This is a genomic window from Streptomyces sp. KL109B, assembly GCF_030766935.1.
GTDB lineage: Bacteria > Actinomycetota > Actinomycetes > Streptomycetales > Streptomycetaceae > Streptomyces.
The window spans coordinates 998411-1022626 of the sequence record NZ_JASERL010000002.1 but is presented as its reverse complement, the minus strand read 5'-3'; the positions used below and the strand labels follow the sequence as shown (position 1 = coordinate 1022626).

General features: G+C 72.3%; 22 protein-coding genes. All 22 read right to left on the bottom strand.

Annotation, left to right across the window (positions count from 1 at the left end):
* Positions 1 to 58: 58 nt before the first annotated feature.
* Positions 59 to 1036, bottom strand: a complete 978-nt coding sequence (locus RBJ65_RS10275) for a Gfo/Idh/MocA family protein (RefSeq protein ID WP_306318204.1) — start codon at positions 1034 to 1036, stop codon at positions 59 to 61.
* Positions 1033 to 2418, bottom strand: a complete 1386-nt coding sequence (locus tag RBJ65_RS10270; protein ID WP_306318205.1) for an NDP-hexose 2,3-dehydratase family protein — start codon at positions 2416 to 2418, stop codon at positions 1033 to 1035. Before RBJ65_RS10270 ends, RBJ65_RS10275 begins: the two co-directional genes overlap by 4 nt.
* Positions 2415 to 3716 (bottom strand): lipopolysaccharide biosynthesis protein RfbH, encoded by a 1302-nt coding sequence (gene rfbH / locus RBJ65_RS10265; protein ID WP_306318206.1) that lies wholly within the window; start codon positions 3714 to 3716, stop codon positions 2415 to 2417. The genes RBJ65_RS10270 and rfbH overlap by 4 nt, the downstream gene beginning before the upstream one ends.
* Positions 3713 to 4669, bottom strand: a complete 957-nt coding sequence (gene rfbB, locus RBJ65_RS10260) for a dTDP-glucose 4,6-dehydratase (RefSeq protein ID WP_306318207.1) — start codon at positions 4667 to 4669, stop codon at positions 3713 to 3715. Before rfbB ends, rfbH begins: the two co-directional genes overlap by 4 nt.
* Complete coding sequence (locus tag RBJ65_RS10255; RefSeq protein WP_306318208.1) at positions 4666 to 5730, bottom strand: glucose-1-phosphate thymidylyltransferase; 1065 nt, start codon at positions 5728 to 5730, stop codon at positions 4666 to 4668. Before RBJ65_RS10255 ends, rfbB begins: the two co-directional genes overlap by 4 nt.
* Positions 5727 to 6332 carry a dTDP-4-dehydrorhamnose 3,5-epimerase family protein gene (locus RBJ65_RS10250; protein WP_306318209.1) on the bottom strand — a complete coding sequence of 202 codons (606 nt, stop codon included), beginning with the start codon at positions 6330 to 6332 and terminating at the stop codon, positions 5727 to 5729. Before RBJ65_RS10250 ends, RBJ65_RS10255 begins: the two co-directional genes overlap by 4 nt.
* 70 nt (positions 6333 to 6402) lie before the next feature.
* Complete coding sequence (locus RBJ65_RS10245; RefSeq protein ID WP_306318210.1) at positions 6403 to 7545, bottom strand: DegT/DnrJ/EryC1/StrS family aminotransferase; 1143 nt, start codon at positions 7543 to 7545, stop codon at positions 6403 to 6405.
* Positions 7542 to 9158 carry an MFS transporter gene (locus RBJ65_RS10240; protein ID WP_306318211.1) on the bottom strand — a complete coding sequence of 539 codons (1617 nt, stop codon included), beginning with the start codon at positions 9156 to 9158 and terminating at the stop codon, positions 7542 to 7544. Before RBJ65_RS10240 ends, RBJ65_RS10245 begins: the two co-directional genes overlap by 4 nt.
* A 43-nt stretch (positions 9159 to 9201) precedes the next feature.
* Positions 9202 to 10281: a Gfo/Idh/MocA family protein gene (locus tag RBJ65_RS10235; RefSeq protein ID WP_306318212.1), complete on the bottom strand. Its 1080-nt coding sequence runs from the start codon at positions 10279 to 10281 to the stop codon at positions 9202 to 9204.
* Complete coding sequence (locus tag RBJ65_RS10230; RefSeq protein WP_372342326.1) at positions 10248 to 11522, bottom strand: nucleotide disphospho-sugar-binding domain-containing protein; 1275 nt, start codon at positions 11520 to 11522, stop codon at positions 10248 to 10250. The genes RBJ65_RS10235 and RBJ65_RS10230 overlap by 34 nt, the downstream gene beginning before the upstream one ends.
* Positions 11523 to 11660: 138 nt before the next feature.
* A complete protein-coding gene (locus RBJ65_RS10225) occupies positions 11661 to 12674 on the bottom strand; it encodes an NADP-dependent oxidoreductase (protein WP_306318214.1) in 1014 nt (337 codons plus the stop codon).
* A 4-nt stretch (positions 12675 to 12678) separates the two neighbouring features.
* Positions 12679 to 13605 (bottom strand): hypothetical protein, encoded by a 927-nt coding sequence (locus tag RBJ65_RS10220; RefSeq protein ID WP_306318215.1) that lies wholly within the window; start codon positions 13603 to 13605, stop codon positions 12679 to 12681.
* Between the two features lie 105 nt (positions 13606 to 13710).
* The gene (locus RBJ65_RS10215; RefSeq protein ID WP_306318216.1) at positions 13711 to 14844 is read right to left on the bottom strand and encodes a nucleotide disphospho-sugar-binding domain-containing protein; all 1134 of its coding nucleotides are present in this window, start codon (positions 14842 to 14844) and stop codon (positions 13711 to 13713) included.
* Positions 14841 to 15635, bottom strand: a complete 795-nt coding sequence (locus RBJ65_RS10210) for a class I SAM-dependent methyltransferase (RefSeq protein ID WP_306318217.1) — start codon at positions 15633 to 15635, stop codon at positions 14841 to 14843. The genes RBJ65_RS10215 and RBJ65_RS10210 overlap by 4 nt, the downstream gene beginning before the upstream one ends.
* Positions 15632 to 16324 carry a putative quinol monooxygenase gene (locus tag RBJ65_RS10205; protein WP_306318218.1) on the bottom strand — a complete coding sequence of 231 codons (693 nt, stop codon included), beginning with the start codon at positions 16322 to 16324 and terminating at the stop codon, positions 15632 to 15634. The genes RBJ65_RS10210 and RBJ65_RS10205 overlap by 4 nt, the downstream gene beginning before the upstream one ends.
* Positions 16325 to 16347: 23 nt before the next feature.
* Positions 16348 to 17214: an SDR family oxidoreductase gene (locus tag RBJ65_RS10200; protein WP_306318219.1), complete on the bottom strand. Its 867-nt coding sequence runs from the start codon at positions 17212 to 17214 to the stop codon at positions 16348 to 16350.
* Positions 17215 to 17367: 153 nt separating this feature from the next.
* Positions 17368 to 17967, bottom strand: coding sequence for an NADPH-dependent FMN reductase (locus RBJ65_RS10195; RefSeq protein ID WP_306318220.1), 600 nt, complete (start codon positions 17965 to 17967; stop codon positions 17368 to 17370).
* A 170-nt stretch (positions 17968 to 18137) separates the two neighbouring features.
* Complete coding sequence (locus tag RBJ65_RS10190; RefSeq protein ID WP_306318221.1) at positions 18138 to 18362, bottom strand: acyl-CoA carboxylase subunit epsilon; 225 nt, start codon at positions 18360 to 18362, stop codon at positions 18138 to 18140.
* Complete coding sequence (locus tag RBJ65_RS10185) at positions 18359 to 19930, bottom strand: acyl-CoA carboxylase subunit beta (protein ID WP_306318222.1); 1572 nt, start codon at positions 19928 to 19930, stop codon at positions 18359 to 18361. Before RBJ65_RS10185 ends, RBJ65_RS10190 begins: the two co-directional genes overlap by 4 nt.
* A 64-nt stretch (positions 19931 to 19994) precedes the next feature.
* Complete coding sequence (locus tag RBJ65_RS10180; protein ID WP_306318223.1) at positions 19995 to 21242, bottom strand: MFS transporter; 1248 nt, start codon at positions 21240 to 21242, stop codon at positions 19995 to 19997.
* Complete coding sequence (locus tag RBJ65_RS10175; RefSeq protein WP_306318224.1) at positions 21239 to 23239, bottom strand: SDR family oxidoreductase; 2001 nt, start codon at positions 23237 to 23239, stop codon at positions 21239 to 21241. Before RBJ65_RS10175 ends, RBJ65_RS10180 begins: the two co-directional genes overlap by 4 nt.
* Positions 23240 to 23241: 2 nt before the next feature.
* Positions 23242 to 24180, bottom strand: a complete 939-nt coding sequence (locus RBJ65_RS10170) for an aromatase/cyclase (RefSeq protein WP_306318225.1) — start codon at positions 24178 to 24180, stop codon at positions 23242 to 23244.
* Between the last annotated feature and the right edge of the window lie 36 nt (positions 24181 to 24216).

Below are 24216 nucleotides of genomic sequence, written 5' to 3'. Positions count from 1 at the left end.
CAGCTTTCGTAAGTGGATAAATCCTGCTAAACCAGTACAACTTGAAGTGTCGGCCAGGTCAACTCCCCGCCGCTCGGGCGATGTTGTCGAGCAGTTCGAGCTGCCGCACGGTCTCCTCCGCCCCCGGCGCCGCCCCCGCCCGCACCGCGGCGGCGAAGGCCGCGACCGAGGCCGCCACTTGGTCCTCCGGTTCGAGGACCAGTTCCTCATCACCCCAGGCCCGCTCCAGTCGCAGCCGCGGCGCATGGTCGGCGCGCGGAGTGAAGGCGTGGTCGAGGGTGATCCGGCCGTGCTCGCCGGTCAGTTCGTAGGCGGACCGGTAGCCGTGGTCCAGGCCGAAGGCGAGGTGCGCGGTCACCCCCTCCGGGGTGCGCAGCAGGGCGGCGCCCGCGGTGTCCACGCCGTACCGCTCGTCGAGGCCGAGGTGGGCGCCGACGACGGACAGCCGCGGGCCGAGCAGGTGCAGCGCGGCGCGTACGGGATAGACGCCGGTGTCCCGCAGCGCGCCCCCGCCCAGCTGGGGGCGCAGGCGGATGTCCCCGGGGGGCCTCGCGGGCACGGTGAACTCGGCGCGGAAGGCGCGCAGTTGCCCGATCGCCGCGTCCGCCACGGCCTTGCGGACGGCCTCGTGCTGGCCGTGCCGGAGGAACATCACGTTCTCCATCAGGGCCAGGCCCAGCTTCCCGGCGCGGGCGAAGAGCCGCCGGGCGCCGCTCGCGTCCAGGGCGAGGGGCTTCTCGCCCAGGACGTGCTTGCCCGCGTCGAGCGCCGCCGCCACCCACCGCTCGTGCAGCGCGGCAGGCAGCGGGACATAGACCGCCTCGACCTCGGCGTCGGCGAGCAGGGCCTCGTATCCGTGGACCGCGCGGCAGCCGTACGGCGCCGCCGTGCGCTCCGCCCGCCGGGCGTCCCGGGAGGCCACCGCGACGAGCGTGGTGTCCGGGCCTGCGGCGATGGCAGGCAGCAACCTGCGGCGGGCGATCTCCGCGCAGCCGAGCACCCCGATCCGGACCGGCCCGCGCCCCGCGCCGCTCACAGCCGCACCGCGCCGGTGGTCAGGCAGGCGAGCAGGGTCCTCGCCTGGACGTTGACGTAGTGCCCGTGCCGGGCCAGTGCGGACAGCTGGCCCGGGGTCACCCAGCGGTAGCCGGCGGGCGGGTCCGCGGCGGCGCCGGTGTCCTCGGCGTCCACGAACAGATAGCGGCTCACCGCGTTCAGGAAGCGCCCGCCCTCCTCCGAGTGCACGGCGTCGTAGCGGATGCGCCGGCGGTCGGCGCACAGGACGTCGTCGAGGAAGGGCGGCCTGTCGGGCCCGGACAGGTGGGCGTAGTTGTCCGGCGTGTACTGCACCGTGGGCCCGAGCTCCACGGTGTCGAGGAAGCCGCCCTCGACCCGGGCGTGCGCCAGGACGTGCGGGACGCCCGCGATGCGGCGGCACAGGAAGGCGGTGACGCCCTGGCCGACGGGCTCGAACAGGGGCTGGCTCCAGCTGGTCACCTCCCGGTTCCCGGCCTGTACGGCGAGCCCGACCACCCGGAAGTACCGGCCGGCCGCGTGGCTGACCGTCCACGCGTCCCGGTGCCAGCCGACGGCGTCACGCAGCGGGGTCCGCTCGGCGCGCACCTCGTGCCGGGAGCGCTCGCCGGTGAACCACGACAGCAGCTCGGTGTCCGGGTGCCGGGCCCACGGCTCCGCGGGCAGGCCCGGCAGACAGCCGAGCACGGTGCGGGAGTCCATGTTGACCACGGTGTCCTGGCGCAGCAGCTCGCCCAGCTGCCCGAGCGTGAGCCAGCAGAAGTCCTCGTCCACGGCCACGTCCTCGTCGGTGAGGACGAGCATGTTCCGGTTGGCCTTGCGGTAGAACCAGGACCCGTGCTCGGACTGCAGCACATCGGCGAGCGGCCGGCCCCGGCCCGGGGTGGTGAAGTACTCGATGTACTTCACGTCCGAACCCCGGTGCACCTTGGTGTAGTTGCTGCGCGTGGCCTGCACGGTCGGCGACAGCTGGAGCAGATTGGGGTTGCCCGGCTCCATCTTGGCCTGCATCAGAAAGTGCAGCACCCCGTCGAACTCCTTGGCGAGGATGCCGAGGATGCCGGTCTCCGGCTGATGGATGACGGGCTGGTGCCACTCGGGGAAGGGCGGCGCGCCGGTGGTCACGTGCAGCCCCTCGACGCTGAAGAAGCGCCCGCTGCGGTGCGTCAGGTTCCCGGTGCCGGCGTCGAACGACCAGCCGTCGAGCTCCGCGAGCGGGATGCGCTCCACGGCGAAGCGGTGCGCCCGCTCCCGCGCGGCCAGCCACGCGGCGAAGTCCGGCGTGCTCGGGCCCACGCCGCCGGTGCGCTCGGTCGCCGAGTGGGCCAGCCGCCCCGGCAGCCGGGTGTCCACGCGCGCCCGCAGCGGCGCCGGCGCGCTCACCCGTGCCTCCCGACGAACTCCCGCACCGAGGCGACGACGTAGTCGATCATCTCGTCGGTCAGCCCCGGATATACGCCGGTCCAGAAGGTGTGCTCGGTGACGAAGTCGCTGTTGCGCAGGGATCCGGCCACCCGGTGCGGCACCTCGGCGTACGCGGGCTGCCGGGTGAGGTTCCCCGCGAACAGCCGCCGGGTACCGATCTTCCGGCTCTCCAGGAAGTCGACCAGCGCGGCCCGGGTGAACGGGGCCCCGGGGTCCACGGAGATGACGAAGCCGAACCAGCTGGGCTCGCTGCCGGGCGTCGGCTCAGGCAGCCGCAGGTGCGGCACGCCGTCGAGGCCCTCGCGCATCCGCCGCCAGTTCCTGCGCCGGGCCGCGACGAAGCCCTCCAGCTTGTCGAGCTGCGTCAGGCCGAGCGCGGCCTGCAGGTCGGTGGCCTTCAGGTTGTAACCGACGTGGGAGAAAATGTACTTGTGGTCGTAGCCCTCGGGCAGCGACCCCATCTGGTGGTCGAAGCGCTTGAGGCAGGTGTTGCTCCTGCCCGGCTCGCACCAGCAGTCGCGGCCCCAGTCGCGCAGCGATTCCACCACGCGGTGCAGCTTCAGGTTCGAGGTGAGGACGCAGCCGCCCTCGCCCATCGTGATGTGGTGCGCCGGATAGAAGCTGACCGTGGTGAGGTCGCCGAAGGTGCCGGTGAGGCGGTCGCCGTAGGTGGCGCCCACCGCGTCACAGTTGTCCTCCACGAAGAACAGGCCGTGGTCCTTGGCGAGTTGGGCGATCTCCGCGACCTCGAAGGGGTTGCCGAGCGCGTGCGCGATCATGATGGCGCGGGTCTTCGGCCCGATCGCCGCGGCCACCCGCTCCGCCGTGGTGTTGTAGATCCCCAGCTCGATGTCGACGAACACCGGGACGAGCCCGTTCTGCACGATGGGGTTGACCGTGGTCGGAAACCCCGCCGCGACCGTGATCACCTCGTCCCCGGGGCGCAGCCGCCGGTCCTCGAGCACATGCGAGGTGAGCGCGGTCAGCGCGAGCAGATTGGCCGAGGAACCGGAGTTGGTCAGGTGCGCCTTGCGCCGTTTCAGCAGCTTCGCGAAACGGGACTCGAAGCGCTGGGAGCGGGCGCCCGCCGCGATCTTCAGCTCCAGCGCGGCCTCGACCAGCGCCGCCCGGTCGTCCGCGTCCAGCACCGCGCCGGACGGCCAGATCTCCGTCACGCCGGGCACGAACGGGCCGCTCTGGTGCTCGATGTGGTATTTGCGGGTCTCGTCGAGAACCAGGGCCTTGTGATCAGTCATGGCTTCCACCAGTAGGGGTTGTCGCGGTACCAGGTGACGGCGTCGGCGAGCCCCTGTTCCAGGGGAACCCGCGGCCGGTAGCCGAGCTCGTCGCGGATCTTGCTGTCGTCCAGGGCGTAGCGCAGGTCGTGGCCCTTGCGGTCCGGGACCCGGCGCACCATGGACCAGTCGGCGCCGGAGAGCCTCAGCAGCCGCTCGGTGAGCTCGACGTTCGTCAGCGCGTTGCCGCCGCCGACGTTGTAGATCTCGCCCGCCCGTCCCTTGGCGAGCACCAACTGCACCGCCGCGCAGTGGTCGTCGACGTGCAGCCACTCGCGCACGTTGCGGCCGTCGCCGTACAGCGGCACCCGCTCTCCGCGCAGGAGCCGGGTGACGAAGAGCGGGATCACCTTCTCCGGGTGCTGGTACGGGCCGTAGTTGTTGGAGCAGCGGGTGATCGAGAGGTCCAGGCCGTGCGTACGCCAGTAGGCGCGGGCCATCAGGTCGGAGGCCGCCTTCGACGCCGCGTACGGGGAGTTGGGCGCCAGCGGCCACGACTCGGTCCACGCCCCCTCGTCGATGGAGCCGTACACCTCGTCCGTCGAGATGTGCACCATGCGCTGGACGCCCGCCGCCAGGCAGGCGTCCAGCACGGACTGAGTGCCGCCGACGTTGGTCCGCACGAACTCCGCGGCCGACTCCACCGAGCGGTCCACATGCGACTCGGCCGCGAAGTGCACGACGGCGTCGTGCCCGGGGATGACCTCCCTCAGCATGTCGAGATCGCAGATGTCGCCGCGTACGAAGTCCATCCGCGGGTGCGACAGCGGCAGGTTGTCGCGGTTGCCGGCGTAGCTGAGCTTGTCGAGGACCGTGACCCGGGCGTCCTCGAAGCCCGGATAGCCGCCCCCCAGCAGGGTGCGCACGTAGTGGGAGCCGATGAACCCGGCCCCTCCGGTGACCAGCAGCCTCATGCGACCTCGATCCAGGTGTCGTCGCCCACCACGATCCGGTGGTGGGCCGCCCGCGGCTCGGACGGGCCGACCTGCGAGCCGCGGCCGATCAGCGAGCCGTGCAGCCCGGGTACGCCGCGAATCCGGGCGCCTTCCAGGACGATGGAGCCGGTGAGCCGGGTGCCGCGCAGCTCGCAGTCCGCGCCGATACAGGTGTCGGGGCCGACGTAGGAGTCCTCGATCACGGCTCCGGCGCCGATGATGGCCGGGCCCTCGATACGGGACGCGAGGACGCGGGCGCCCGCCTCGATCACGACGTTGCCTTCGACCGTGCTGTCCGCGTCGATGTGGCCGGCGATGCGCGGGGAAAGGCCCTCCAGCAGCCGCTGGTTGCACTCCAGCACGTCCTCGACCCTGCCGGTGTCCTTCCAGTAGCCGTCGTACACGCTGGCCCGCACGTCATGGCCGTGGGCGACGAGCCACTGGACGGCGTCGGTGATCTCCAGCTCGCCGCGGGCGCTGGGCCGGATCGCGGCGACCGCGCGGTGAATGGCGGGTGTGAAGAAGTAGACGCCGACCAGGGCGAGGTCGCTGCGCGGCTGTCGGGGCTTTTCCACCAGCCGCTCGACCCTGCCGTCCGCGGCGAGCTCCGCCACGCCGAACGCCCGGGGGTCGTCGACCTTGTGCACCACGACCTGCGCGTCGGGACGGCGGGCGGTGAACTCCGCGGCGATGTCCGCGACTCCGTCCGGCAGCATGTTGTCGCCGAGATACATCACGAAGTCGTCCGCGCCGAGGAAGGGCCGGGCGAGCGAGACGCAGTGGGCCAGGCCGAGCGGCTTCTCCTGGGGGATGTAGGTAATGCCCATGCCCAGGCCGGAGCCGTCGCCCACGGCCTGTTCTATGTGCTGCGCCCGGTCGCCGACGATGATGCCGGCCTCCCGTACGCCGAGATCGCGGAGGTTCTCCAGAACGTGCGTCAGCACGGGCTTGTTGGCGATCGGGATGAGTTGCTTGGGCATGGAGTGGCTGAACGGGCGCAGGCGGGTACCGGACCCGCCTGCGAGCACCAGAGCCTTCATCGGGTTCTCTCCTCACGTGGAGTAATGCGGGCCGGGTCGTCCCAGCGGGCGAGCAGCCCGGCGGCGACGGCCCCGGCGAGAGACGGGGCCCGGGCGTCCTTGTCGGACATCAGCGGTGGCCGGGTGAATCCCCAGGGAAGAGCGAGCTGACGGTCCAGCGGATCGATGTCGATCTGGGTGCCCGGCACATAGGTGGTGGACAGCACGTAGCAGACGCAGGTGTCGTCGGTGAGGGTCAGAAAGCCGTGGCCCACGCCCTCGGGGACGTAGACGCTCCGGCCGGAGTGCGCGTCGAGCTCAGTGACCTGGTGGCGGCCGAAGGCGGGCGAACCGATGCGCAGGTCCACGACGATGTCGCGCAGCGCCCCGCGCACACAGCTCACGTACTTGGCCTGGCCGGGCGGCGTCGCCACCCCGTGCAGGCCGCGCAGCGTATTGCCGCGGGACGCCGAGTAGTTGATCTGGCGGGGGACGAAGGGGTGGCCGATGACCTCTTCGAGCGCGTCGGCGCGCAGGCCCTCGAAGAAGTCGCCCCGCCGGTCGCCGTGCCGGTGCGGGGTGACGACGTAGGCGCCGGGCACGGCGGTCGGTTCGATCAGCATCGCCAGTCCTCTCTGCGTGGGCACGGCCGAGGCCCCGACGCATGCGTCGGGGCCTCGGGCGGTTTCCGGATCAGCCGTTCGGGAGGCGGTTCGCCACCGCCTTGCGCAGTTCGGCGGCGACCGTACGCACGTCCTCCTCCCGCAGGGCCTGGTGCAGGGGCAGCAGCAGTGTCGCCTCGGCGGCCTCGTCGGAGCCGGGGAGGGCGGGGATCTCGCTGCCGTAGGCGGGCACCCGGTGCAAGGTGGGGTAGCGGAAGGTGGTGTAGATGCCGCGGTCCAGCAGGTCGGCGGCGACCTGGTCGCGGATGGCCGGGTCCAGCTGTACCCAGTAGAAGTAGTACGAGCTGGTGTGGCCCCGGGGAAGCGGTGGCGGTGTCCGGATGCCGTCCGCGTCCGCGAGGAGCCGGTCGTAGGAGTCGAAGGCCGCGCGCCGGCGGGCCAGGAACCCGGGGAGCCTGCGCAGTTGGACGCTGCCGATCGAGGCGGTCACGTCGTTTCCGACGATGCGGTGGCCGAAGGCCCGTACATTCAGCTCCCACCATCGGTGGGAGACCCGCGCCGTGAACCCGCTCGGCTGCTCCAGGCCGTGGTAGGCCAGCGTGCGAGCCCGTGCCGCCAGTTCCGGGTCGCGGACCCACATCGCGCCGCCGTCGCCGGTGACCAGGACCTTCATGGCGTCGAAGCTCCATACCGCGATGTCGCCGAAGGTTCCGCAGGCCTGCCCGTCCGCCGTCGAGGCGACCGCGCAGGCGGCGTCCTCGACGAGCGGGATGCCGTGCCGCCTGCACAGCTCGGCGATGGCCGCGATCTCGCCCGGCCGGCCGCCGTAGTGCAGGACGATGACGGCCTTGGTACGGGGGGTGAGCGCCGCCTCGATGTCCATGGCCGTCGGGTTCAGCGTGCGTGGGTCGCAGTCGCTGAAGACGGGGCGCGCCCCGGTCGCCGCGACCGCGTTGGCCGCGGCGACGAAGCTCACCGAGGGGAGGACGACGTCGTCACCCGGGCCGAGTTCGAGCAGTTCGGCGGCGAGGAAGAGCCCCGCGGTGCAGGAGTTGATGAAGAGCACGTTCTCGGCACCTGTGCCCAGGTGCGCGGCGAATTCGGCCTCGAACGCCTTGGTGCGCGGGCCGTGCCCGAGCCAGTTGCCCGCGAACACCTCGGCCACGGCGGCGGCTTCCTCCTCGCCGAGGCTGGGCTGGAATACGTTGATCATTCCGTGCCTCCGACGCCGCTCTGTGTCGGATGCTCCGCGGCGGGCCGTGCCATTGGCTCCTCCGTCGGCTCCTCCGTGCCGCTCTCGCTGTCGGTGGCCGGCGCGGGCACCTTCCGCAGCAGGTATGCCACGGCCGTGCCGACGAGGGCCATGCCGACGGCGCCGACGATCGCGTCCACCCGCAGACCCGTGACGAGGGCCTGGCTCGCGGCGGAGAACAGGTCGTCGCCGAGGCGTCCCGAAAGCCGCTCCGCCTCGGTGAGGGCGGCCCCGATGGAGTTCGCGGCCGTGTCCAGGGAGGCCCCGGACAGTCCGGACGGGGCCAGTTCGCGGATCTGGTCGCGGTAGACGTACGTCCCCAGGCTGCCGAGGAAGGCGATGCCCAGGGACATCCCGAGCTCGCTGCTGGTCTCCGAGGCCGCGGAGGCGGCACCGGACTTCTCCGAGGGGATGGAGCCCAGGGCCAGCGCGGTGGACAGCGCCATCGCGGGGCCGAAGCCGACGGACATCACCACGGTGCCGCCCACCGCGAGGAAGACGCTGGAGTCCGTGTCCACCGTGGTGATGATGAGGAAACCGATGGCGGTGAGCAGGTAGGCGGGGCCGATCACGAAGCCGGGCCGCACGTGCCGGGTCAGCTTGGGAGCCAGCATCGAGCCCGCCATGTTGATGACGGTGGGCGGCAGCGTGCACAGCCCGGCCTGCAGCGGCGACAGGCCGAGCACCGTCTGCAGGTACTGCATCATGAAGAAGTTGAGGCCACCGTTCATGATCATGGCGATGGCCACGCCTGCGATCGGCGTGGAGTAGGCGCGTATCCGGAAGATGCTCAGGTCGAGCAGGGGCCGCTCCAAACGGCCCTGCCTGCGCAGGAACGCGGCGCACAGGACGACACCGGCCACCATGAACGCCACCGGGACCACCCCGAAGCCGTGCCCCGCCACCTGCTTGAGCCCGTAGACGCTGCTGAGAATGCCCGCCAGCGACAGCGCCACGCTGACGAGGTCGATCGGTCCGGTGTCCGAGGTCTTGCTCTCCGGCAGCAGGAACGGCCCCGTCAGCACGAGCAGCACCATCACCGGCGCGCCCATCAGAAAGACCGAGCCCCACCAGAAGTGGTCGAGCAGCGCACCGCCGGCCAGCGGGCCGACGGCCATGCCGCCCATGAACACCGACATCCACACCGAAATGGCGAAGGCCTGCTGCGTCTTGTCCTTGAACATGGTGCTCAGCAGCGACAGCGTGGACGGCATCAGCGTCGCTCCGGCGAGCCCCAGCACCGCCCGCATCACGATGAGCATGCCCGGACTGGTGGAGAACGCGCCCACCACGGACGCCGTGGCGAAGAAGACCGATCCGATCAGCAGCAGCCTGCGCCGCCCGAAGCGGTCACCCAGCGAGCCCATGGTGATCAGGGTCCCGGCGATCAGGAACCCGTAGATGTCGATGATCCACAGCAGTTGTGTGCCGCTGGGGTTCAGGTCCGCGCTGATGTGCGGGATGGCCAGGTTCAGCGACGTCATCGTCAGCGCGAGCATCAGCGTCGGCAGCGCGAGAATGGCCAGGCCCAGCCACTCTCGCCGTCCGGCGCGGGGTGGCGCTTGTTCAGCCATGGGTCTCTCTCCGTTGGTTGTTGGGTGGCCCGGGAGGGCCGGGTCACGCCGGGTGCAGTGAGCGTGTGGGCAGGCGTCTGGACACGTCGGTGCCGGACAGCCCCGCTCGCGCGGCGACCTCGTCCATGAGCTCGGCGAGCCGCAGGCTCCGGTCGGTGCAGTCGCGGATGTCCGTGCCGCGCACCGCCTCGGCGAAGGCGTGGAGCACGTTGGCGAACTGATCGTCCGGCGGCAGCGTGATCCGCTCCTGGCGGCCCTGCGTCTCGACCCTGACGACCGGGGAGTGCGACGGCGGCGGGGTGTAGGCCCACTCGACGACGATCCGCCCGGCGGTTCCCCACAGTTCGTAGGAGGACCGGTAGCCGTGCTCCATGCCCCAGGTGAGGTGCGCGGGTACGCCCCGCGGGTCGGCCAGCAGCGCGGCCCCCGACAGATCCACGCCGTACGGCCCGTCGTGGCGCAGCACGGCGCCCAGGACCTCGAGGTCTTCGCCGAGCCGCAGCAGAGCCGTGGACAGCGGGTAGACCCCGATCTCGACGAGCGCGCCGCCGCCGACCGGCAGATAGCGCATGTCGCCCGGCGGCTTCGGAGGAAAGGCGAACTCCGCGGTCAGGCTGCGCAGTTCGCCGATCCGGCCGGCGTCGAGCAGCTCCCGGACCGTCTCGTGCTGGGAGTGGTGCGGGAACATGAGGTTCTCCATCACCGTCAGCCCTCGCTCGCGGGCCAGGTTCAGCAGCCGGGCGGTGCCGTGCCGGTCGCTCGTCATCGGCTTTTCGCACAGCACGTGCAGCCCGGCGCGCAGCGCCCGCGCGGCCCACTCGGCGTGCAGGGTGGCGGGGAGCGGGATGTAGACGGCGTCGAGGTCGTCGCGGGCCAGCAGCCGTTCGTATCCCTCGACCGCCACGCCGCCGAACCGGTCCGCGAAGCGCTGCGCCTTCTCCCGCCGCCGGCTCGCCGTCGCCACCAGCTCCATGCCGGGCACCGCGGCCATCGCGGGCAGCACGCGCCGCCAGGCGATCGAGGCGGTGCCCAGCACCCCCATGCGTATCGGGTCGGCGGGCTCGACGGGCCGCCGCCGCAGGTGCGGGCTCACCGCGGCGGCGCGGCGTGGCCGCGGTGGCACGAGGTGAGTCCTTCGAGTACGGGGACGACATCGGCCGGGCTCGGCACGGCCAGCATGTCCCGGTACAGCGCCTCGGTGCCCGTACGGAACGCGGGTTCGTCCAGCACCCGGGCGAGCTGCTTTCTGACGACGTCGTAGGAGGCCCGGTTGCGGTCCACGGCCAGTCCGGCGCCGCTGCGCTCCACGTACCCGGCGATGTCGTCGTAGTACTGGCTCCGCTCCGGCCACACCAGCTGCGGGACCCGGTGGGCGACCGCGGCCCCGAAGGTCCCGCCGCCGCCGTGGTGGACGAGTGCGGAACAGGTCGGCAGCAGCAGATTGAGCGGCAGGTAGTCGACGGTGCGCACGTGCTCGGGCAGGCGCTTCACCGAGCGGAGCTGGGCCTCGTCGAGTGTCGCGACCACCTCGACGTCCAGCTCCTCGGCCGCCGCGAAGAGAGTGTCGAGCCCGACGACGCTGCTGTCCGGGAAGAAACTGCGGATGCCGGCCCCGAGCGACAGCGCCACGCGCCGGCGGCCGGGGTCGCGGTGCAGCCACTCGGGCACGACGGCGGCGCCGTTGAAGGGCACGGGGCGGACGTGGAGGCTGCGCAGGCCGAGCGGGAGCCGCAGGCCGATGGCCGGGAAGTTGTCCAGCACCCACTGGCCCAGCAGCAGTTCGTCGTCGTACTCGAGGCCGAAGTGTGCCAGCACCGGCCGCAGCATCCGGGCCATCGGGTCCGGCTGCTGCCGCGCGGCCAGCCGCAGCCGGGCCCAGCCGAAGTCGTCCTTGCCCCACACCATGCGTGCGTGGGCGGCCCCGCAGGCGCGCGCCGCGATGGCACCCGGGAAGGACACCGTGTCCCACAGGACGAGGTCCGGCTGCCAGGAGCGGGCGAATTCGACGAGGTCGACAACCATCGCTCGACCGCCGGGAGTGAGCGGTTCAAGAGAGCAGTAGTACGCGAAGGCATGGAGAACGGGTTGCGCGGGAATTCGCCCGACGGTGTCCGGCCCTTCGATTTCGGGAGCGAGCGCCGCCATTACCTCGGAATAAAGCTGTTGCTGGCCGGGCGCGGCGACCCGGCCAAATCCCTCGGTGCCCACGGAGACCGCCGAGAAGCCGAGTTGACGCACCGTTTCCACCCTCTCCGGATGGGTGGCGACGCGCACCTCGTGGCCCGCCCCTTGCAGGGCTCCGGCGAGCGGAATTACCGGGTTGATATGCGCGAACGCAGGAGGAACCGTTATCAGGATCTTCACCGGAAACCACCTTTCTCTTACGGTGCGCGGATGGTTTCCGGAACGCTCTCCGAGCACATCAACAATCGTCTTCGGCCCACGTCGGGGGAGCAAGGCACTTAACAAAGACTTGCAGGAGCGGGCGAGTTCGCGGCCGTATCAGAGTTCGACGAGAACCGAGCCCGTGTGGATGCCGGCGAGCAACTCCCGCAGTGCCAACGGGGCGTTCTCGATTCCCGTGTAGCGAACGTGCGGGAAGGCGAGGGAGCCGTCCCGCAGCCCGGCCCCGAACGCCGCCTCGTACTCCGGCACGACGTCGGTGTGATCGTGGACCAGCGTTCCCCGCAGCGTGATGCCCTTGCCGATGAGCGCCGCGGTGTCGATCCCTGTGAGCGCCGCGCCCCCGGCCTGCTCGGCCAGGGTGCCGAACACCGAGACGCGGGCGCCGCGCCGGGCAAGCGACAGCGCCGCCCTGAGCTGATCGCCACCCACGCTGTCCACCGTCGCGTCGATCCCCTCGGGCAGCTGTGCGCTCAGCCGCTCCTCGAAGGTGCCTTCGCCCTCGCCCCTGAGCACCACGGCGTCGTACCCCAGCTCCTTGACCAGGAAGTCCGCCTTCTGCCGCGAGCCCGCGCTGCCGACGACCCGGGTCGCGCCGCGCAGCCGGGCGAACTGGCCGGCCAGGACGCCGACTCCGCCTGCCGCGCCGGCGATGAACACCTGGTCCCCGGCACGCACCTGCGCGCCGCGCGTCACGGCGACCCAGGCCGCGAACGCCTGGGAGAGGTGCGCGGCCGGGTCGGGCAGGTCCGCCACGTTCAGCGGCGTCGCCTCGCCCGGCTCCAGCACGGCGAACTCGCGCCACCCCGCACGGTGCTTGACGAGCCCGCCCGGCTGCAGGCCGGTGTCACCGGGATCGACGATCTCGCCGACGGTGGGGGAGCGCATCGTCTCGCCGACGGCGAAGCCGGGCATCGGCAGCGGGCAGTCCTCCGCCATGAGGCTGCGCATCGCGGCCGTGACCGCCATCATCCGGTTGCGCACCAGTAGGCGGCCAGGACCGGGGACGGGGACCGGGCCTTCCACGAGCTCGAAGTGCTCGGGCCCCAGCGCCTTGTCGGGCCGGGCGGCGAGCCGGACGCTGTGGCAGGTGGTGGGTAGTTCGGCCCGCATGGCCTCAGACCACCTCAATGATCTTGTAGTGGCCCTTCTTCAGCAGCATCACGGCGTCGTTGGCGTCCCGGAACCAGTCGATGACGATGTGCCGGCCCGGCTGCAGGGGGAGGTCGACGACCTGCGCCTGACCCGGGGTCAGCGGCAGCGCGCCCGGCCCGTAGCCGAGCGGGTCCTCGCCGGGCGGGAACTCGCCGTGGTCGCCGAACTTGTCGAACCACGCGACGAGTTCCTCCTCGGTCACCCCGTCCTCCAGCTTGAAGACGATCGCCTCGGCGGGCTGCCGGGCCGGCATGGAGTTCACGAACCGCAGCGGCTGCCCCGCGCGCACGGGGGCCGACAGCTCGTACACGGGCTCGTCGCCGTCCATCGTGGCCGTCAGCGTGGTCTCCGCCTGCGGCAGGGCGCCGGCCGGCTCGCCGCTGACCTGCAAAGTCTGGTAACGCGGCGTCGCATCGTGGATGTGGCTGAAGTCGAAGAGGAAGTAGCTGCCGGTCTCCAGCTTCTGGCTGAACGAGGCTTTCATGCCCGGGTAGATGACCGTGCCGCCGAGCAGGTCCGCGGTGCTCTCCAGCTCCCTGCTGCCCGCGATGATGTCGTCCGGGTCGTTCTGGATGACCTTCCGCAGCACGGTACGGAACTCGTCCCAGCCGACGCCCGGGTGCGGGCGGGCGAGCCCGACCGTGCCCGAGCCCTGGGCGTCGGTCGTGGTACGGAACGTCGCCGCTCCGGGCCGCGCCGTGCTCGGCGCCCGCAAGGCGTCGGCCGTCGAGTGGATGTCGAATATCTGCTCCTCCGCCGCGGGCGCGACCGCGGACGCGACGGCAGGGCCGGGCGCGGGGGTCCCGGCGAGGGACGGGGAGATGCCCACCCCGATGGCCAGCGCGCCGCCGGCCAGTCCGACAGCGGTGATACGGAACGCTCTGCGCATGTCTTCTCCAGTTGTCCAGTTGTCCAGTTGTCCAGTTGTGTCAGGGGTGCCTGGGATGCCGGGGATGCCAGGGATGCCTGGGGTGCCTGGGGTGCCGCACCCGCTTCAGCGGCCGGCGAGCCTTTCGAGTTCGCCGACGAACTCGGCGGGCGGCGGCAGTTGGGCGATCTCGCGGCTCAGCGCCTGGGCGCCCTGCCGGTAGCCGGGGTCCTCGATCAGCCGCCGGCAGGCCCGTACCAGCTCGGCGTCGTCGGCCTCCTGCGGACTGCGGGCCAGCGCGGCGCCGAGCTTCTCCAGGAGCCTGGCCTGGGCCATGAAGCCCACCGACTCGGGAATGATCAGCTGGGGCACGCCCGCGTTCAGCGCCGTCATGGTGGTGGCCCCGCCCGCGTGGTGCACGAACACGTCGCAGGTGGGGGCGAGTACGTCGAGCGGAATCCAGCCCGTACGCACCGCGGGCAGCCGCCGTCCGAGCTCCGCGGCCAGCTCCTCGGGGGCGGGGACGACCACTTCGGCGTCCAGCTGTTGCAGCCGCTCGGCCAGCCACACCAGGCGTTCCAGGCTGTGTTCCTTGTTCGCGCGGCTGCCCGCCGTCAGGCAGATGCGCGGCCGGTCCGGCCGGGCGTACATCCAAGGCTCCAGATCGCGCTGCAGGTTGCCGGGGGTCCAGCGCATGAGCCGCACGTCGCCGGGGCGGGGGACGGCCATGCTGGGCGGCGTCACCTCGATGCGCAGCCGGGGCGCGGGAATGTCGTCGAGACCCAGCTCGTCCAGCTCGGGCCGGAGCGTGCGGCGTGCGCCCTCGTCGGTCCACTCCCACTCGCTGGCGTCCCAGGCCTGAAGGACGTGGGGCACGCCCAGGCGGGCCGCGGTCAGGGGAGCGGCGTAGCACATCGTGCCGCCGACCACGACGTCCGGGCGCCACCGCGCGGTGACGTCCTTGAGTTCGGCGTACGCGACGGCGGAGACCTGGGCGAACCAGGAGCCCGTGTACTCCATCAGCGGCCGGTGCTCCGTCGGCACCGTCGTGGGGTTGCCCGCCCTGTCCCGCCCCAGGTAGTGCCAGAAGTCGTGCGGGGTGACGGTCAGCGCGGGCAGTCCACTGCCGGAGATCACCGAAGCCATCCCCTTGGGTGCCGCCATGAAGACCTGGTGGCCCGCGTTGCGCACGGCGGTGGCGAAGGGGACGAGCCCGAATATGGTGGCGGGGCTGCCGCCGCCGACGAACAGGACCTTCATGACTCCTCCGGCCGGCGGCCCCAGGCGGAGACGAGCAGGGTCGTCATGTCCCGCCCCTGCGGTGTCCCGAGCGCGTCGAGGAACACGGTGAGCTCTTCCCTGGTCACCAGACCGCTGTTCACGAGCGTGTGGCCTTCCTGCCGCATCCGGGTGCCGATCAGTTCGTCGTCGGCGGGCGACTGGCCCGGCCCCGCGGGCGTCACCGAGGAGCCGATTCCGGTGAGCCCGGCGCGCCCCAGCGCCGCGGGCAGGTGCCGGCCCCAGCTGAGATCGGCGCCCTGCTCCTGCATGCGCCGCACATAGCCGGCGACCAGCGCCCTGGTCACGGGGGAGGCCGCGTGCTCGCTCGGCAGGTAGTAGAAGTCCTGCACGACGAGCCGGCCCCCGGGCGCCAGCCATCGCACGGCCCGGTCGAGCATCTCCTGCGGCCGGTCGAGGTGTTCCAGGACGGCGCGGGCCAGGACGAGGTCGTACGCGGCGTCGCCGAACTCCGCCTCGGTGATGTCGGCCTCGCGCACCGTCAGGTTCGGGGCGTCGGAGCCGGTCAGGTGCCGCGGATCGGTGTCGACCGCCAGGACGCTGCCGCTGGTGGCGCGTTCGGCCAGCCAGCGGGCCATCGAGCCGGCGCCTGCCCCGAGTTCGAGGCAGCGCCAGGTCGGCCGAGGCGAAAGGGAATCGATGACGGACCGGGTCGTCGGGTCGTATTTGCGCTCGAAGAGCCGAAGTTGATCGAGCGGGGACAGCTGCCCCCGCGTCAGCGAGCCGGTGCTCGTACCTGACGTTGACGTCATTTCGTACCTCGCGTCGGTGTTCTGGCGATGACCTCGTCAAGGACGGTGCACATCACGATCTCGGGCGGTGCCACCTCCAGCTCGGCGATGCCCGGCTGACCCGCCGCGTTGCGGGGGTCTCTCATGTAGGCGTCGAAGGCGGCCGCGTCCGTCCACTGCGGGTAGTTGACGTAGGTGCCTTCGTCGCCGATGTAGGGCGTGGCCGAGATGAAGCCGGGGAAGTGCCGCTTCCAGTCGCCTTCGCGCAGCAGCCCGGCCAGGCGCCGGGCGTTCGTGGGCGAGCCGAGGTGGCGCGTGGCGACGCAGACGAGCCCCGGCGGGGCGCTCGGGTACGGGCCCGCGATGCCCTCCTCCGGTACGCCGCCGAACACGCTGGTCTCCCGTACGCCTGGGCCGGTGAGCAGAGCGCGCAGCGCCGCGCCCGCGGCGTCCTCCCCGGCCGCGCGGTGGGACGCCCGCGACCGCCACTCCTCGCGGACGACGACGGCGGCGGCCGTGTCCACGCCGGTGTGGATCCGGGCCGATACGAACCCCTCGCGATGCCGCAGCCACCGCCGCGTCTCGTGTGCGAGCGCGCGCGCCAGTTCGGCCGCCGCGGTGCGGTCGTCGGCCCGCAGGGTGGAGAAGGTGACGTATCCGGGTGTCGGCGGTCCGGCGCCGTCCGCCGGCCGCGGTGCGTGCTGCGTCATGGCGTACTCCCTGTGCCGCCCGGTCACCGGAAGTCGCCGGCGTGCTCTTCGGCCCACTCCCGGAAGGTGCGTGGCGGGCGGCCGAGGACGCCGGCGACGTGGTCGGTGAGCGTCTCCGGCTGGTCCACGAGCGTCTCGAAGTAGTCCAGCGCGCCCGCGGCGTACGCCTCCGGCCAACCGGCCTCGACCATCGCCGCCCTGGCGGCGTGCCCCGGCACGTCCTCCCAGCGCAGGTCGCGCCCGGCGACCTCGCCGATGATGCGCAGCTGCTCGATCTGCGTCAGGGCCTGGGGCCCGGTGGTCACGTACCGCTTGCCCGCGTGTCCGTCCTCGGTCAGCGCGCGCACGGCCACGGCGGCGACGTCGGCCTCGTGGACGGGGGTGCGGGCGGCCTCGCCGTACGGGGACCGCACGACGTCGCCCGCCTGGAGCTGCGCGGCCCAGCTGAGCCTGGCGTTGCAGTCGAATCCGGTGGTCTGCAGGAAGGTCCACTCGAGACCGGCCTTCTCGATCTGCTGCTCCAGGTAGGCGTGGCAGTTGTTGTCGACGGGCTCCAGGCCGATGTGCACGCCGATGGACGACACGAACACCACCCGGCAGTCGTGCTCGCGCAGCTTGTCCAGCACGGCGGGCACCGTGGCGACGTCCAGGGTGAAGAAGGGCCACATGAGGAAGACCGCGTCGACCCCCTCCAGGCAGGCGTCGAGGCCGGCGGGATCCGCGAGGTCGCCGTGGCAGACCTCCGCGGCAGCGGGGACGCGGTCGGCGTGCGGGTCGTCCGGCAGCAGAAGCGCGCGGGTCGGCACCCCCGCCCGCAGCAACTGGGCGACCGCGTGCGGGCCCACGTTCCCGGTCGCGCCGGTGACCAGGACGCGTCGTGTCGTATCCATGCGGGCTTCTCCTTCGCTCGCTTGCTTCTGGGTCTTCTGGGTCTTCTGGGTCTGCTGGGTCGTCTCGCTACGGGCCGCACGCGAAGCGGGCACGGCCCGGGAGTGCTTCCCGGTGTCCGTGCCCGCTCAGGGGTGGTGCGGCAGTTGGTGGGTTCAGCCCTGGTACGGGACCTTCTCCCGCGCGTCGCGCAGCGCGCGGCCGAACCAGACCAGCTGGTCGAGCAGGCCCTTCGCCGCGGCGTCGCTGCCCTCGGGGCACACCCGCTTCCCGCCCTGCTCGAAGGCGTTCCAGGCGTTGTGGAAGCTGATCATGTCGCGCACCGTGACCGCGTGTACCTCGGCGAAGATCTGGCGGAGGTGCTCGGACGCCCGCAGGCCGCCGCCCATGCCGCCGTACGAGATCAGTCCGACCGGCTTGGCCTTCCACTCGTCGAGGTACCAGTCGATGACGTTCTTCAGCGACGCCGGCACCGAGTGGTTGTACTCGGGGGTGACGACGGCAAAGGCATCGGCCGCGGAGAGCCTGGCGGCGAGCGCGTCGAGGACCTTCTGGGTGGCGGCGGGCGGCTCCGCACCGACCGCGATGTCGGGCAGGACGGTGGGCAGCGGGTAGTCCGCGAGGTCGATCGCCTCGACGGCCACGCCGCCGTGCTGCCGCGCCTGGTCCGCGAACCAATCGGCCACGGTCGGACCGAACCGGCCGTCCCGGGTGCTGCCGGTGATCACTGCGACGCGGATGGGCTCTCCGGACATGGGGATCCTCCTGAATCTGGGGTGCTGAAGGTGACTCGCGGTACTGGGACGACCAGGGCGAATTCACCTGGTTTCCACTGTTGGTGATCGCGATGGCCCCGGGCAAGGCAGTTAACGAAGGCTTGTATTCCACGTCGCCACGGTGGCCGGTCCGCTCTCCTGCGGCGGGCTCAGCCGGGTTCGTCCTGCCAGCTGCGGGCGCCGCTGAAGCCAGGGGCGCGCTCCAGGCGCGACCAGCGGGCCACGGCGCGCTCCCTGCGGGAGATGTCGTCGGGTTCGGCGCCGGGGGCCGCCGCCGACAGCAGCACCGCCGTGAGCGCGGCCAGCTCCTCCGCGTCCGGACGGCCGCGCACCACCCGCAGCAGGGGCGTCGGCTCGCCCACCGGGCCCGTCACTGCGGCGGGTTGCCGTGCTTGCGGCGCGGCAGGTCGGCGTGTTTCGAGCGGAGCATCGCCAGCGAGCGGGCCAGCACCTCCCGGGTCTCCCGGGGGTCGATGACGTCCTCGACGAGGCCGCGCTCGGCCGCGTAATACGGGTGCATCAGCTCGGCCTTGTACTCCTTGACGCGGGCCAGGCGCGCCTCTTCGGGGTCCGCCGCCGCGGCGATCTCGCGGCGGAAGATGACGTTCGCCGCGCCCTCGGCGCCCATCACGGCGATCTCGTTGGTGGGCCAGGCATACGCCAGGTCGGCCCCGATGGACTGCGAGTCCATGACGATGTACGCCCCGCCATAGGCCTTCCGCAGCACGACCGAGATACGCGGCACGGTGGCATTGCAGTACGCGTACAGCAGCTTCGCCCCACGCCGGATGATGCCCTCGTGCTCCTGGCTGACGCCGGGCAGGAAGCCGGGCACGTCCACCAGGGTCACCAGGGGGATGTTGAAGGCGTCGCAGAACTGCACGAACCGCGCGCCCTTTTCGCTCGCGTGGATGTCGACGACCCCCGCGAGGACGGCCGGCTGGTTGGCGACGATGCCCACCGCCTGCCCGTCGACGCGGGCGAACGCGCACACCAGGTTGCGCGCCCAGTCCGCGTGCACCTCCAGGTACTCGCCGTCGTCGACCAGCTCCGCGATCACCGCGGTGACGTCGTAGCTGCGGTTGCCGTCCGCGGGCACCAGGTCCAGCAGCGCCGTGCCCTCGCGGTCGACGGGGTCCTCGCCGCGCTCGGCCGGCGGGAGGTCCCGGTTGTTCAGCGGCAGCAGGGAGAGCAGATACCGGACGTCGGCGAGGCAGGACTCCTCGTCGTCGTGGACGAAGTGCGCCACCCCGGACGTCGCCCCGTGCACATCGGCGCCGCCGAGGCCGTCCAGCGAGACCTTCTCGCCGGTCACCGTCTCCACGACGTCGGGCCCGGTGATGAACATCTGCGAGCTGCCGCGCACCGCGAAGACGAAGTCCGTCAGCGCCGGCGAGTACGCCGCGCCGCCGGCGCACGGGCCGAGCATGACGCTGATCTGCGGGATCACCCCGGAGGCCCGGGTGTTGCGGCGGAAGATCCCGCCGTACCCGGCGAGCGCCGCCACCCCCTCCTGAATGCGGGCGCCCGCACCGTCGTTGAGCGAAACCAGCGGGGCGCCGGCCGCCAGGGCCATGTCCATCAGCTTGTGGATCTTCTGCGCATGCGCCTCGCCGAGGGCGCCGCCGAAGATGCGGAAGTCGTGGGCGTACACGAAGACCGTCCGGCCCTCGACCGTGCCCCAGCCGGTGACCACCCCGTCGGTGAAAGGACGCTTGTGCTCGAGGCCGAAGCCGGTGGCGCGGTGCCGCCGCATCGGCTCCACCTCGGTGAAGCTCCCCTTGTCCATGAGGAGTTCGATGCGCTCGCGCGCGGTCAGCTTGCCCTTCGCGTGCTGCCGCTCGGTGGCGCGGGGGTCCGGGCCCTGATGGGCCTCCCGTTTGCGTTCGGCCAGCTCGGTGAGCCGTTCGGCGGCGCCGGTGGGCGCGTCCGTAGTCAGCATGCCTGGTTCAACTCCCTCTCGGCTGTGCGGAATCGGGGCGATCGGATCAATCGGGGTGACCGGGTCAGCGGACGGCTGCGGCATCCGTGGACGTCCGGTCCGCCAGGCCGGCGAGCGCGGCGACGAGGCCGAACGCTCCGGCGGCCGTGATGAAGGCCAGCGCGGGGACGGTGCCCGCAGCGCTGCTCAGCAGCGCGGCCGTGGCGGTGAGGGCGACCACCGCGCCCAGCTGGACACCGGTCTGGTAGAGCGGGACGGCCAGGCCGCGGTCCGCCGCCGGAATCCCGGCGGTGGCCTGCATGTTGAGCGCGCCGAAGGCCAGCACGAAGGCGGTCCCGGTCAGCAGCAGCGTGGGCAGCAGCCCCGTGGCGTACGCGCCGGGTCCTGGCCCGGCCAGCTGCCAGCCGTAGCCGAGGACCGAGGCGAGGGCGCCGAGCGCCACCAGCCGTGCGGTGCCGAAGCGTTCGACCATGCGGCCGGAGAACAGCGCCGCGCCCACGAGGGGAACACAGGCGGGCAGGAAGGCCACGGCGGTCAGCCAGGGCGGCCAGCCCCGCTCCGTACGAAGGGTGAAGACCGCCGTCAGGAGCAGGGCCAGGTGGGAGCCGTTGAGCGAGGCCGCACCGGCGGCCGCGCGCAGCAGCGGGCGGTGGCCCAGCAGCGCACGCGGCACGACAGGGTGCCTCTGCTCCCCGCTCTGCTCCCCGCTCTGCTCCGGGACGAGCCGCCAGGCGAACGGCAGCAGCACCAGTGCGGCGGCGGCCGGGGCGAGCAGGGTCAGGCGCCAGCTGAACGCGGTGAGCAGCCCGGAGAGCAGCAGCCCGACGGTGAACCCGGCGGCGCCGAAGAGCGAGTAGACGGACACGGCGCGCCGCTGGCGCGGCCCGTCGGGGAAGACGGTGGCGATGATGGCAAGACCGACGGGGGCGGTGAGGGCGGCGCAGCCGCCCTTGACCACGCGGGTCGCGACGAGCAGCGCCCCGCTGTCGGTCGCCCCGCCGGCCAGGGAGGCGAGCACGAACACCACCAGCGCCGCGAGGTAGACGCGGCGGCGGCCGAACCGGGCGGTCAGCCGCGGGCCGATGAGCAGCAGCGCCGCGAAGCCGAGCGCGAAGCCGCTCATCACCCACTGCACCTCGTTCAGGGACAGCCCGAGCCCCTCGGCGGTGGCGGGCAGCGCGGGCAGGACGACCGACACCTCCAGCGCGTCGATCAGCATGTTCCCCGCGAGTACGAACAGCAGCGCCCCCAGCCGGGCGCCCGCCGCGGCGCCCCCGCGCGGGGGCGCCTGCGGTCCGGTCCGGGGGATCACAGCAGCGTGCCGCCGCTGGCGTCGAGGTAGGAACCCGTGATCCAGCGGGAGTCGTCGCTCGCGAGGAAGCCCACGACGTCCGCGATGTCCGTGGTGTCGCCGACCCGGTTGAACGCCGAGAGCGCCGCCATCTGTTCGACGGCCTCGGGGATGTCGAAGACGGGGGTGCCGTTGTTCGTGATGCCGGGGCCGACGCTGTTCACGGTGATGTTCCGCGGCGCCAGGTGCTTTGCGTAGTGCAGGGTCAGCTGGTCGACGGCGCCCTTGGTCATCGCGTACGCCACCTCGTCGGGGTTGGCGAAGCGGGTGAGGCCGGAGGAGATGTTCACGATCCGGCCGCCGTCCGGCATGTTGCCGACCGCGCGCTGCACCAGGAAGAAGGGTGCCCGCGCGTTGACGGCGTACAGCTTGTCGAAGAGCTCCGTCGTGACCTCGTCCGGGGCCACCCCGCCCATCACCCCCGCGTTGTTGACGAGGATGTCGAGGGTGGTGCCGCCGGTGCGCTCCTTGAGCCCGCGCTCCAGCTGGACGAACAGGTCGTGCACGGCGGACGGTTCGGCCAGGTCCGCCTGGACGGCGAAGGCGCGGCCGCCGTCGCCCTCGATCGAGGCGACGACGTCGTCCGCCGCCTCCCGGTTGCCGGCGCAGTGCACCGCGACCAGCGCGCCGTCGCGCGCGAGCCGTTCGGCCACGGCCCGGCCGATGCCGCGGCTGGAGCCGGTGACGAGCGCTGCCTTGCCGTTGAGCGTTCCCATGGAGGTCCTCCTGTGCGTGCCGTTGTCCGTGCCGTGGTGCGGGGTCGGTCCTGGCCGGTCCGCCGCGAGTTGTTGGCCGCTGCGCGGCGGCCCCGGGTAGGGGGCGTCGAGGCCGCTGATCATGGCGGCGAGGTGGCGGCGGGCCGGGGCGAGGGCGAGCAGCTCGCCCGTCACCGTGCGCAGCGCGTCCACCTCGGGCCCGCCGAGCAGCAGTTGGGCCTGCGCCTCGATGTTGGCGAGCGTCCGCCGCCCGACCGGGTGACGGACCTCGTGGTACGAGTGGAGCAGCGCCGGGTCGGCCCCTGGGCGGCACTGCGCGGCGAGCTTCCAGCCGAGGTCGGCGGCGTCCTGGAGGCCGAGGTTGAGGGCCTGGCCGCCGACGGGCAGCTGGGCGTGGGCCGCGTCCCCGGCGAGCAGCACCCGCCCTCGGCGGTACCGGTCCGCCTGGCGCCGCGCGTTGCCGAAGGCGTTCACCCACAGCGGGGTGCCGCCGCCGATGTCCTCGCCGGTGATCCGCCGCCAGGCCGCGGCCACCTCGCCGAACTCCGGGTCCCCGGCGCGCGGTTCGGGCGCGCGGCCGTACTCGTGCAGCATCACCCTGGTCGTACCGTCCGGCCAGCGGGAGGCGATGGCGAGCCCGCCGGGGTGCCGCTCGAAGCGGCGGCCGGGAATGTCGATCCCGGCGACGTCGGCCCGCAGCAGCTCCTTGGTGGCGTCGCTGCCGGGGAAGCCGAATCCCGCCAGGCGGCGCACGGTGCTGTGCTCGCCGTCGCAGCCGACGACGTAGCGGGCCTCCAGGGTGTACGCCGCCCCGCCGGGCCCCGTGGCCTCGACGGTGACGGAGCCGGCGTGCTCCGCGAGCCCCGTCACCCGCGTGCCGCGCCGCACCTCGGCGCCGCGGGCGGTGGCGCGGCGGGCCAGCACGGCCTCGATGCGGGTCTGCGGCGCCTTCCACTGGCCCGCGAAGCGGTGCCCGGGGTCGGCCGCGGTGAGGTCGAGCGGAAGGCCGCCGAAGTGGCCAGGACCGCCGGCCGGGGGCGGGCCGAGCTCCGGCAGCAGCCCGCGCTCCTCGAACAGCTCCATGGTGCGGGTGTGCAGGGTGGAGGCCCGGGATTCGGTGGTCGGCGCGGTCAGCTGCTCCAGCACGGTGACCCGGGCCCCGCCGTCCCGCAGCTCGCAGGCGAGCAGCAGTCCGACGGGGCCCGCGCCGACCACGATCACGTCGGTGTCCGGTGCGCCCACGGTCAACTCCGCGCTTCCGCGTACTCCTTGGCGTGGCCGAGCGTGGCGCGGCTGTTGCCGCCGAGTGCGTTACGGATGAACTCCCTGGCCTGCGGCACCCCGGCGTCGGGGCCGAGCACGGCGGCGATGTTCTCCGTGTTCAGCACGACGGTGTGCTGCGAGGTCGCCGTGGTCACCCCGCGCTCGTCCTCGGCCAGTTGCCAGTAGCCGGTGTGCAGCGTCATCAGGGCGGGCAGGGTGGTCTGCTTGTAGACGATGCGCTCGTGCGGGAAGCAGACGCGCACCGACTCGGTGGTGTGCGTGGAGCCGTCCTTGGTACGGGTGTCCATGCGCAGCACCTGCAGCCCGGGTACGTCCTCGCGCAGGTCCACCTCGGCGACGTGCGGCAGCCGCTCCTTCCACTCCCCGGCCTCGTTGAGGAAGTCGTAGACGTCCTTGGCGGAGCCGCCGATCTCCACGGAGTCCTCAAAGGACAGGGTCAGTTCGGAGCGGTGCGTGGCCTGTTCGACGTTCGCCTTCAGCGACGCCAGCTCGGAGCGGCTGTTGCGGTCGACGGCGCGGTCGATCCACTCCAGGTCGTCCGGGTCGTCGTCGACCGCGCGGTAGTCGTGCAGCAGCCGCACCCGGCAGGCGGCGGCGCCGTCCGGCTCCACGATCCAGGTGCCGCCCATCGCCGCGACGGGGTGCGCGGAGACCTCCTGCCGGAAGGAGATGCGCAGCCGCTCGGGGTCGAGCGTGCGGCGGGACGTCCAGGACTTCGCCGTGCCGTTGGCGGTGGCCCAGATCCGGATGCGCTCCTGCGCCCCGTCCTGTGACACCTGCTCGACGAGCACGGAGGGCGGGAAGATCCGCGGCCAGTTGCCGACCTCGGCCAGCAGCCGGTAGATCTCGGCCGCCGGCGCCTCGACGGATATCTCGTGCTCGACCTCGCGCGTGGTCATGCGCGCTCCTTTCTCGGGTGTGGTTCGCGGGTGCTC

Excerpts from the sequence above, each read along its gene's own strand:
- rfbH (WP_306318206.1), bottom strand. The coding sequence starts at position 3,716 with ATGACTGATCACAAGGCCCTGGTTCTCGACGAGACCCGCAAATACCAC.
- rfbB (WP_306318207.1), bottom strand. The coding sequence starts at position 4,669 with ATGAGGCTGCTGGTCACCGGAGGGGCCGGGTTCATCGGCTCCCACTAC.
- RBJ65_RS10255 (WP_306318208.1), bottom strand. The coding sequence starts at position 5,730 with ATGAAGGCTCTGGTGCTCGCAGGCGGGTCCGGTACCCGCCTGCGCCCG.
- RBJ65_RS10250 (WP_306318209.1), bottom strand. The coding sequence starts at position 6,332 with ATGCTGATCGAACCGACCGCCGTGCCCGGCGCCTACGTCGTCACCCCG.
- RBJ65_RS10245 (WP_306318210.1), bottom strand. The coding sequence starts at position 7,545 with ATGATCAACGTATTCCAGCCCAGCCTCGGCGAGGAGGAAGCCGCCGCC.
- RBJ65_RS10240 (WP_306318211.1), bottom strand. The coding sequence starts at position 9,158 with ATGGCTGAACAAGCGCCACCCCGCGCCGGACGGCGAGAGTGGCTGGGC.
- RBJ65_RS10225 (WP_306318214.1), bottom strand. The coding sequence starts at position 12,674 with ATGCGGGCCGAACTACCCACCACCTGCCACAGCGTCCGGCTCGCCGCC.
- RBJ65_RS10220 (WP_306318215.1), bottom strand. The coding sequence starts at position 13,605 with ATGCGCAGAGCGTTCCGTATCACCGCTGTCGGACTGGCCGGCGGCGCG.
- RBJ65_RS10215 (WP_306318216.1), bottom strand. The coding sequence starts at position 14,844 with ATGAAGGTCCTGTTCGTCGGCGGCGGCAGCCCCGCCACCATATTCGGG.
- RBJ65_RS10210 (WP_306318217.1), bottom strand. The coding sequence starts at position 15,635 with ATGACGTCAACGTCAGGTACGAGCACCGGCTCGCTGACGCGGGGGCAG.
- RBJ65_RS10205 (WP_306318218.1), bottom strand. The coding sequence starts at position 16,324 with ATGACGCAGCACGCACCGCGGCCGGCGGACGGCGCCGGACCGCCGACA.
- RBJ65_RS10200 (WP_306318219.1), bottom strand. The coding sequence starts at position 17,214 with ATGGATACGACACGACGCGTCCTGGTCACCGGCGCGACCGGGAACGTG.
- RBJ65_RS10195 (WP_306318220.1), bottom strand. The coding sequence starts at position 17,967 with ATGTCCGGAGAGCCCATCCGCGTCGCAGTGATCACCGGCAGCACCCGG.
- RBJ65_RS10185 (WP_306318222.1), bottom strand. The coding sequence starts at position 19,930 with ATGCTGACTACGGACGCGCCCACCGGCGCCGCCGAACGGCTCACCGAG.
- RBJ65_RS10170 (WP_306318225.1), bottom strand. The coding sequence starts at position 24,180 with ATGACCACGCGCGAGGTCGAGCACGAGATATCCGTCGAGGCGCCGGCG.